This is a genomic window from Sphingosinicella soli (assembly GCF_014199685.1).
Taxonomy (GTDB): Bacteria; Pseudomonadota; Alphaproteobacteria; order Sphingomonadales; family Sphingomonadaceae; genus Sphingosinicella; species Sphingosinicella soli.
The window spans coordinates 84,058-91,957 of record NZ_JACHNZ010000012.1 but is presented as its reverse complement, the minus strand read 5'-3'; the positions used below and the strand labels follow the sequence as shown (position 1 = coordinate 91,957).

Here is a 7,900-nt window from a genome sequence, read left to right as displayed (position 1 = left end):
GCGAAACTCGCGCTCAACATCAACCGATCGCCACGCCGCGGTGGGGTCCCTTTTGCACGCCGATCGGGGGTCCCTTTTGGACGCCGATTGACAATCCACAACTCAGGCAAGTCATTCTATTTTATTGATTTTTTGAAATTGATTCGTGCTTGCGCGAGTCGTGCCATGGCTGGATTGGACCACAGCAGGGCCGCAATCGCAATCAAGGCAACTGCACCGACTGTCCCCACGGTTAGCAGCGCCTCGCCCAGGCTGCCCACCCGAAGCGGCCAGAACAGCGCTAGTACTGCCGCTGCCAAGACGAGCGAAACTGCGGCGGACCAGCGAAGTGCATCAACTTCGAAGCGAAGTTCGCGGCGCATGCGCCACCACATGCTACCTAGCATCAGCAGCGCCGCGCCGCCCAACGGTATCCATAGCCGCTCCGCCGGCGCGCCATCCGCACCGATAGTGGCCGTGGCGATTAGCACTGCGGCGGCCCCCACCGCCCAGGGCAGAGCGAGCATTCGGGTGCGCTGGGTGATCTGAGTAGCATTGGCTAAAAGATTAGCCGTAGCGCGGGCGCATTCCACCACCGTCCCAACTACCACGAACGGCACGACCCCCGCATATTGGGGGTCGACTAGCAGGCTGAGCAGGGCGTGGGCACCGGCGAGCATGGCTGCGGCAAGAACGAGATAGACGGGACCAAGGGTGTTGATCAGGTCCGACAGTGCGTGAGTGGCCTCTGCACCACCGCGGGACGCGCGACGATAGAAGAAAGGCAGGAGGAACTGAGAGGCAAGTGCCTCGGCAAGCGCCCATAGCTGAGCAGCAAGGCCTAGGCCCACGGCCACATAACCCAGAGCAGCCAACCCCCAATAATGTTCGACGGCGAAACGATAGCCATGAAGCTGAAGCCACATGCAGCCAGTGGCAGCCGCCAGTGGCAGACAATATTTCAGCAGGGTCGCCCGGTCGAGCAATGGTAGCCGCCGTAGCGCCTCCTCTTCCGTCCTTGGCGGCAACCGGCGATCGAGTGCCCACCAAGCACCGAGGGCACCAAGCGCCATGCCAATGGCCTGTCCGACGAACCAGACCGCGGCCTCGGCCCGAAGAGCGATAAGGAGCACCGAGGCACCCAGCCCTACCACTACCGTTACCAGCCCCCAGAAGATCGACTGATGGCGGAGGCCCACCATGTTAAGCAATGCCACGAGTGTCGCATTCCACGTGGCAGCCATCACCATGACGAACATGGCGAGGGCCGACAGCACGCCATTGGCCTGGGCCGCGACCACCACCGTAGCGAGACTACCAACCAACGCCACCACCAGTACATAGCGATGATAACCCCGCAGACGCGGACGCAGTGTGCCGTCGTCCCACCAGCGATGGGTGTTGCGGTTAATATGCTGACCGACGGGGTTGATTAGGAACAGGCCGCAGAAAGTCTGGACGGCGAGCAGCAGTGCGAGCTGTCCATATTCCCCGGGGACAAGAAGCTTAGTGGCATAGCGGATCGCGACGAGCGACAGTATCGCCATGGCCGTTCGACCGACGACGATGGGCAGTAGGTCCCGGAATGGCGACATCAACAATGCCTATGGCAGTACGCCACCCTGTGTCAGAGGTCGCGCAGCAGCAGGATGGCCTCGTCGATCGGATAATGATGATTGCCGATGAAAAGGCCATGGCTGTCGATACGGTCCGCATTGGGCAGATCATCAAATATCTCGGCATTGAAATAGCGCATTACCGGATTCTTGGTGAAATTGCCGGCTACGATCGGACGGCACTCGAAGCCAAGTTCATTGAGACGCTCGGTAAGTTGTTCCCTGGTTAGTGACGAGCCCGGGTGGATAACAATGCTGAAGCCAAACCAACTGCTGGCGCCGATTTCCTGCTGGATGATCAGGTCTGGATGATCACCCATCACCTTCTGCCATAGCCCCCCGTTACGACGTCGCTCGGCGACAATGTGCGGCAGCTTCTTGACCTGCTCTATACCGACAGCGCCCGACATCTCCAGCGGGCGAAAATTGTAGCCCGGCAGGACAAACCGAAAGGATTCCTCGAAGGGATCGTCGCTCTTCTCGCCTGTAACATGGTTGAACTTGGGCAGATTGCGGGTCCAACCATGTGCTCGCAAGCTAAGGAGGACGTGGTAGAGCTCTTCATCGTCCGTCACGATAATGCCGCCTTCCATCGTCGAGATGTGGTGCGAGAAGAAAGCGCTGAAGCTACCCATCACGCCGAAGGTGCCCGTTTGCCGCCCTTGATAGGTCGCGCCCATCGACTCGCAATTGTCTTCTACCAGAACGATGTTTCGCCCGTCGATGATCTTGCGGATTCGGGCAAAGTCGTTCGAATTGCCCAGCAGATTGACGGCCATGATCATGCGCGTCCGATCGCTAACCGCAGCTTCCAGCTGCGTCAGGTCGAAGTTTAGCGTCTGCAGATCCACGTCGACGAATTTCAGCTTCAGCCCATATTGATGCAGCGGATAAAAGGTGGTGCTCCACGACACTGCAGGCACGATCACCTCATCGCCGGGTTGCAATCGCAGCGTATCATTGCTCGTGTAGAAAAGTGCGGCGACCATCAGCAGATTTGCCGAGGAGCCCGAATTGACCATCACGGCATGACGACTCCCGGTAAACGCCGCGAACTGTTCCTCGAAGCTCTTTACCAGCGGCCCCATTGTAAACATGCCGGAGTCGACGACTTTCTGGATGGCGGCATATTCCGCCTTGTCCCAAGAGGTGGTCGCCAAGGGGAATCGGAAGCTCATGGCTGATTGTCCTCAAGATAGTGGCGGTAGGTTCTCTCTATACCGTCGTGAAGCGAGGTGGCCGGGCTCCAACCCCAGGCCGTCTGGCGCTCTATGCTGACAAGTTTCTGCTTCATGCCGGCCGGCTTACTCAGATCATGCACGAAGCGCCCTTCCCAACCGATCACCTCGGCCGCAGCCGTATAGTATTCGTTGATGCTATAATCATGCCCAAGGCCGATATTCATCAGCGGCGGAATACTCTCGATTTCGGCCGCTGCACGCAGCACGGCATCGGCGGCATCGCCGGCGTACATGAACTCGCGGCGTGCCGTGCCATCGCCCCAGATGTCGACCTCGTCCCTGCCGGCAACCCTAGCTTCGTGAATCTTGTGGATGATGGCTGGAATCAGGTGGGAATGGCGCGGGTCGAATTTGTCGTAGCAGCCATAAAGATTACAAGGGACGAGCGTCTTGTAGTGCATCTCCTGCTGCTCCCGCATAATATACTCACACAGCCGCGTGGCGAAAATCTTGGCTAGTGCATAGCCCTCATTGGTCGGTTCCAGCTCACCCTTCAGGATGAAATCCTCAGTCAGCGGATTTGTCGCGTTGCGCGGATACATGCAGGAGCTCGCGAGGTTCAGCAACCTCGGCACGCCGGCTTCGCGTGCAGCCATGATAATGTTTTTCCCAATGTTGAGGTTGTCCACTAGGAAGGCGACCGGATGCGCTATGTTCGCTTGAATACCACCGACGCGACCAGCGCCATGGATGATGATGTCCGGCCGGTACCGACGCACATAGTCGCGCGTCATCGCCCAGTCGGTCAAGTCTAAGTCGTCACGACTGGGTGTCAGCATGGTCCACTGCATGATTGCCGGATTCTGTAGGATATTGCGGCCGACCAAGCCGCCGGCGCCCGTTAGGAGAAGCGTCTTGGTCATGCTCAGCTTTCGTATCGCAGCGCCTTATGCCCGCTTCCTTTTATCTGCTGTTCGAACTCGGCCTCGCGCTGGTCGGCCACGGCCATCTCGCGAACCAGCTCGGCGAAGCTCGTGCGGGGTGACCATCCCAACTTCCGCCGCGCCTTGGACGCGTCACCCAACAGCGTTTCCACCTCAGTCGGGCGAAAATAGCGCGGATCCACATGGACCACAGGCTCGCCGATGCGCGTCTTCAGCCCCCCCTCTGCCGCAACCAGCACGCCCACCTCTTCGACACCTTTACCACGCCATTCGAAGCGCATGCCAAGCTCTTCAGCGGCACAGTTTACGAAATCCCGCACTGAGTGCTGTTCACCGGTGGCGATAACGAAATCTTCCGGCTGCTCCTGCTGCAGCATGAGCCACTGCATCTCCACATAATCGCGCGCATGACCCCAGTCGCGGAGCGCGTCCAGATTGCCCAGATAAAGCGCTCGTTGGAGGCCTAGCCCGATGCGTGCCAGGGCGCGGGTAATTTTCCGGGTGACGAATGTCTCGCCCCGCAGGGGCGACTCATGATTGAACAGGATGCCATTGCAGGCGTAAATGCCGTAGGCTTCGCGATAGTTAACAGTGGTCCAATATGCATAGAGCTTAGCAACAGCATAAGGACTGCGTGGATAGAAAGGCGTGGTCTCACTCTGGGGAGACTCCTGAACCAAGCCGTAGAGTTCTGAGGTGGAGGCCTGATAGAAGCGGGTTTTTTTCTCCAAGCCCAGAATGCGGATCGCCTCCAACAGGCGCAGCACTCCGACGCCATCCGAATTGGCAGTATATTCCGGCTCCTCGAAGCTGACCGCGACATGGCTCTGCGCCGCTAGATTGTAGACCTCGTCGGGCTGCACCTGCTGCATGATACGTAGAAGTGATGAGGAGTCGGTCAGGTCGCCATGATGAAGCGTGAACGGCCGTCCAGCCTCGTGGCGGTCGTGGAAGAGATGGTCGATGCGATCGGTATTGAACAGCGACGTTCGGCGTTTGACGCCATGCACCTCATAACCCTTGTCTAGCAAAAGCTCCGCAAGATAAGCGCCATCTTGACCAGTAACGCCTGTAATCAAGGCCACTTTGCTCTTCGACATATACTCACTCTCAATTGTTGTTTTTGTTTGCAGCGTCCGTCAAGGCGCGTTCGAATTATCCAGTGTGCCAAGCGGATGTGCCGCAGTCGACCGCATTTGTCTCAGCATATGGGCAAAGAAGGCGGCAATCATGCCGATGACGCCACCGCCAATCAAGCCCAGCAGTAGCACAGACAGTGGCCTAGGCCAGGTTGGCCGCGGCGAGACGGCGACGTCGCCCAGCGGATCGGCGGCATAAGGCAGCCCCGAACTGGCGATCATGCGTTGGCGCTCCTGCTCGATTAGGCTCTGGCCCAGCGCTTGACGGTGCTCGGTCAGTGTCACTTGGGCCAGTTTCGCTTCGAGATAGGCGATATAGGCAGTGGTGCGTGCAAGGGCGCGCCGGCTTACAGCATCGTCGGCGGTGCGGTGCAGGCGCCAAAGCAGCGTGTGGGCGAAACGAGGGTCACGATGCTCGAAGCGCAGAACTGTGGCCGATTTTTCATCGCTGTCCTCCACCTCCAGGTTGGTGACTATATACTGCTGCAGATCCGGAGCACCTGGGGGACGCCAGCTGTAGATAGGAACGCCTAATAGCCGCTTGACCGCTCGCTTGACACTCTCCAGATTACCCTGCGGCTGCCGCCATTGACCGGTTCGCGCATCCCACCGATCGACGAAGACCGTTTGCATCAACGCGTGATCGAGGCTCAGTTCCTGCGCCACCTCGCGCGAGCCCAGCTCTTCCAGGTAAAGGTCAAAGGATGTAGCCTGCATGCCCTTGCCCAGACTGAAACCCGCCATCGAAGCCAGGCCACCCAACCCGCCGCCGAGGTTGCCGGCATCTTCTTGGACAGGCGTCACGCGCAATTCAGATGTATAGTAGAAGGTGGCATAATGCAGATAAATGACGGCTGCCCCCACGCCCAGCATAGCGGCGAGAAGGATCACAAGTCGTCGCTTCCACAAAACGGTCATGATTCCAAAGAGATCCATGCCCTCGGGTCGCGTCAGTTTGTCCACTGGAAGAGGCCGCTTTCTAAAGCCCTAGTGAGCCCCATTTCAAACCTTTGGACGAATGGCGTAGCCTGTGATGCCATGCCATTCCCTTGCGCGTTGCACAATATGCCTTTGTTTAAAATTGCAGGCAAACTGAATGGGCCCTTCTGGACGCAAATGGCTCCGGCTCCTATCAAGAGGGTATAATCTGGCACTCGTAGGCACATCGGTGAAGAAGCGCATCCTAGTAGTCTCGAACATGTATCCATCGGCGAGGAATCCTAGTTACGGTATTTTCGTCAAAAAATGCGTCGATGCCCTGAATGTCCATGGGCATGCGACCGATGTCGTCGGCCTCGCGGAACAGCCGAGCCTCGGGCGTAAAATCCCAGCCTACTTAGGCTTTGCCATGAAAGCGAATTGGCGAATTCTCATCGGCGGCTATGATCTCGTCTATGTTCATCATCCCTTGCAGGGACTCATTGCCATATCGCCTGCGATCCTTGCACGACGTCAGCCTTATGTGCTGAACTTTCATGGGGACGACCTGCTTCCGAGCACGCTTCGCGGCCGCCTCTTCCAGTGTTGCGTAGCACACTTCTACCGGACGGCCACTGCGGTTCTAGTGCCCTCAGCGCATTTCAAACAGTTGTTCGATCATCATTTCGGCAACGATGGTTTGTCGGCCAAGATTTTTAGCTCGGGCGGCGTTTCCGATCTCTACTACGACCCACAGGAGCCGCCAACCGATACCGAAACGCGCGGGCCAACCGCGCTGTTCCTGTCGCGACTTGTCGAGGGCAAGGGCTGGCGCGACTTCATTGCCGTAGCAGCGCTGATTCACTTGGCGCGCCCCGACTTCCGTTTCACCATCGCCGGCACTGGCCCCGATGCCGCGCTGATCGCGCAGGAGATTACCCGCCAGGGACTGGCCGACGTCATGACCTTAACGGGTGCCACCAGTCAGGCGACGAACCGGGCCCTCTTCCGCGCGCACCGCTACTTCATTTTCCCAACCCGGTTCAACGAATCTCTGGCGCTGGTCAATCTGGAGGCTATGGCCTCTGGCTGCATCACATTGTCTGCCGACTTCCCCGCCTCCTCCGAATACCTAGCGACTGGCATCAACGGCTTTCGCATCAGCTTGAACGGCTTCGCCGAGGACGCCGCCCGTCGAATTCTGGCACTAGAGGCGGCACCCATTGAGACACGGCGGGCGATTGCCCGCAAGGCGCAAGCCACTGCGGGCCGCTATCAGGAGCGAATCGTGATGTCGCACCTGCCGGACCTGCTGCATGCCTGAACAGAATCCGCTCCCTAAGCCGTCACCCTTGCGGATCGGACCACATTTTCACGCGCTGGGCTATCCGCTCTATGCTGGCAGTGAGGCTGTGTTGTGGTCACTTCTGCAAGCACACTTGACTGCGGAAGCAGCTCCTCTGGCGAACTGCGTGACACTGAATCCCGAGCTGGCGATTATTGGCTGGCGCGATCCACGCTACCGGCGCTTCATTGAAGAAGCAGCGCTTGTAACTTGCGACGGTATCGGCCTTCAGTTGGCCGTGCGGATGAAAGCGCAACAGCACATTTCGCGCATCGCCGGCGCCAGTATGGTCCATCCGCTATGCGACCTAGCCGCGAGGCTGCGCCTTTCCGTCGCTCTATTAGGCGGCAAGTCGGAGAGCAATCGCGCCGCGTGCGCGGCGCTGGCGGCCTGCCATCCGGGCTTGGACATAAACGGGTTCAGCCCAACGGTTGCGTCCGATGGGCGGTTGGAAGAGTGGGACCGAGTTGCCTTAGCCGAGCTGCTCAGCCGGCGACCTGTGATTGTCCTCACCTGTTTCGGCGCTCCCAAGGACGGTCTTTTTGTCATGGGCGAATCGAAGCTGCTGAGCGCGGCCGGCGTGCGCTTCACAGTTGGGCTCGGCGGCACGGTCGACTTTCTGTCCGGCCGCGTCAGCCGGGCTCCGGACTGGATACAACGCCTTGGTCTGGAATGGCTCCACCGCACCGTAGTTCAGCCCGCACGGATCGGCCGCCTGTTTCGAAACGTCATACCCTTCTTCTGGCAGGCGCTCCGGCATTAAAACGTAGAACTCGTA

General features: G+C 58.9%; 7 protein-coding genes. 2 read left to right on the top strand and 5 right to left on the bottom strand.

Annotated elements, in window-relative coordinates; genetic code table 11:
* Window positions 1-116: 116 nt before the first annotated feature.
* The 5 genes from GGQ98_RS06890 to GGQ98_RS06870 all read right to left on the bottom strand — a co-directional run bounded on the left by GGQ98_RS06890 (window position 117) and on the right by GGQ98_RS06870 (window position 5,822).
* Window positions 117-1,526, bottom strand: a complete 1,410-nt coding sequence (locus GGQ98_RS06890) for a lipopolysaccharide biosynthesis protein (protein ID WP_184067026.1) — start codon at window positions 1,524-1,526, stop codon at window positions 117-119.
* An 80-nt stretch (window positions 1,527-1,606) separates the two neighbouring features.
* The gene (locus GGQ98_RS06885) at window positions 1,607-2,773 is read right to left on the bottom strand and encodes a DegT/DnrJ/EryC1/StrS family aminotransferase (protein ID WP_184067024.1); all 1,167 of its coding nucleotides are present in this window, start codon (window positions 2,771-2,773) and stop codon (window positions 1,607-1,609) included.
* On the bottom strand, window positions 2,770-3,699 hold the full coding sequence (locus GGQ98_RS06880) for a GDP-L-fucose synthase family protein (RefSeq protein ID WP_184067022.1): 930 nt from the start codon (window positions 3,697-3,699) through the stop codon (window positions 2,770-2,772). The genes GGQ98_RS06885 and GGQ98_RS06880 overlap by 4 nt, the downstream gene beginning before the upstream one ends.
* Before the next feature lie 2 nt (window positions 3,700-3,701).
* Window positions 3,702-4,820 carry a GDP-mannose 4,6-dehydratase gene (gene gmd / locus GGQ98_RS06875; protein ID WP_184067020.1) on the bottom strand — a complete coding sequence of 373 codons (1,119 nt, stop codon included), beginning with the start codon at window positions 4,818-4,820 and terminating at the stop codon, window positions 3,702-3,704.
* 39 nt (window positions 4,821-4,859) lie between these two features.
* Window positions 4,860-5,822: a Wzz/FepE/Etk N-terminal domain-containing protein gene (locus GGQ98_RS06870; protein WP_184067018.1), complete on the bottom strand. Its 963-nt coding sequence runs from the start codon at window positions 5,820-5,822 to the stop codon at window positions 4,860-4,862.
* Between the two features lie 205 nt (window positions 5,823-6,027).
* Between GGQ98_RS06870 and GGQ98_RS06865 the strand changes: the two genes are divergently transcribed.
* Together GGQ98_RS06865 and GGQ98_RS06860 are read left to right on the top strand one after the other, a co-directional pair.
* On the top strand, window positions 6,028-7,101 hold the full coding sequence (locus GGQ98_RS06865; RefSeq protein WP_184067016.1) for a glycosyltransferase: 1,074 nt from the start codon (window positions 6,028-6,030) through the stop codon (window positions 7,099-7,101).
* A complete protein-coding gene (locus tag GGQ98_RS06860; RefSeq protein ID WP_184067014.1) occupies window positions 7,094-7,885 on the top strand; it encodes a WecB/TagA/CpsF family glycosyltransferase in 792 nt (263 codons plus the stop codon). Before GGQ98_RS06865 ends, GGQ98_RS06860 begins: the two co-directional genes overlap by 8 nt.
* Window positions 7,886-7,900 lie beyond the last annotated feature (15 nt).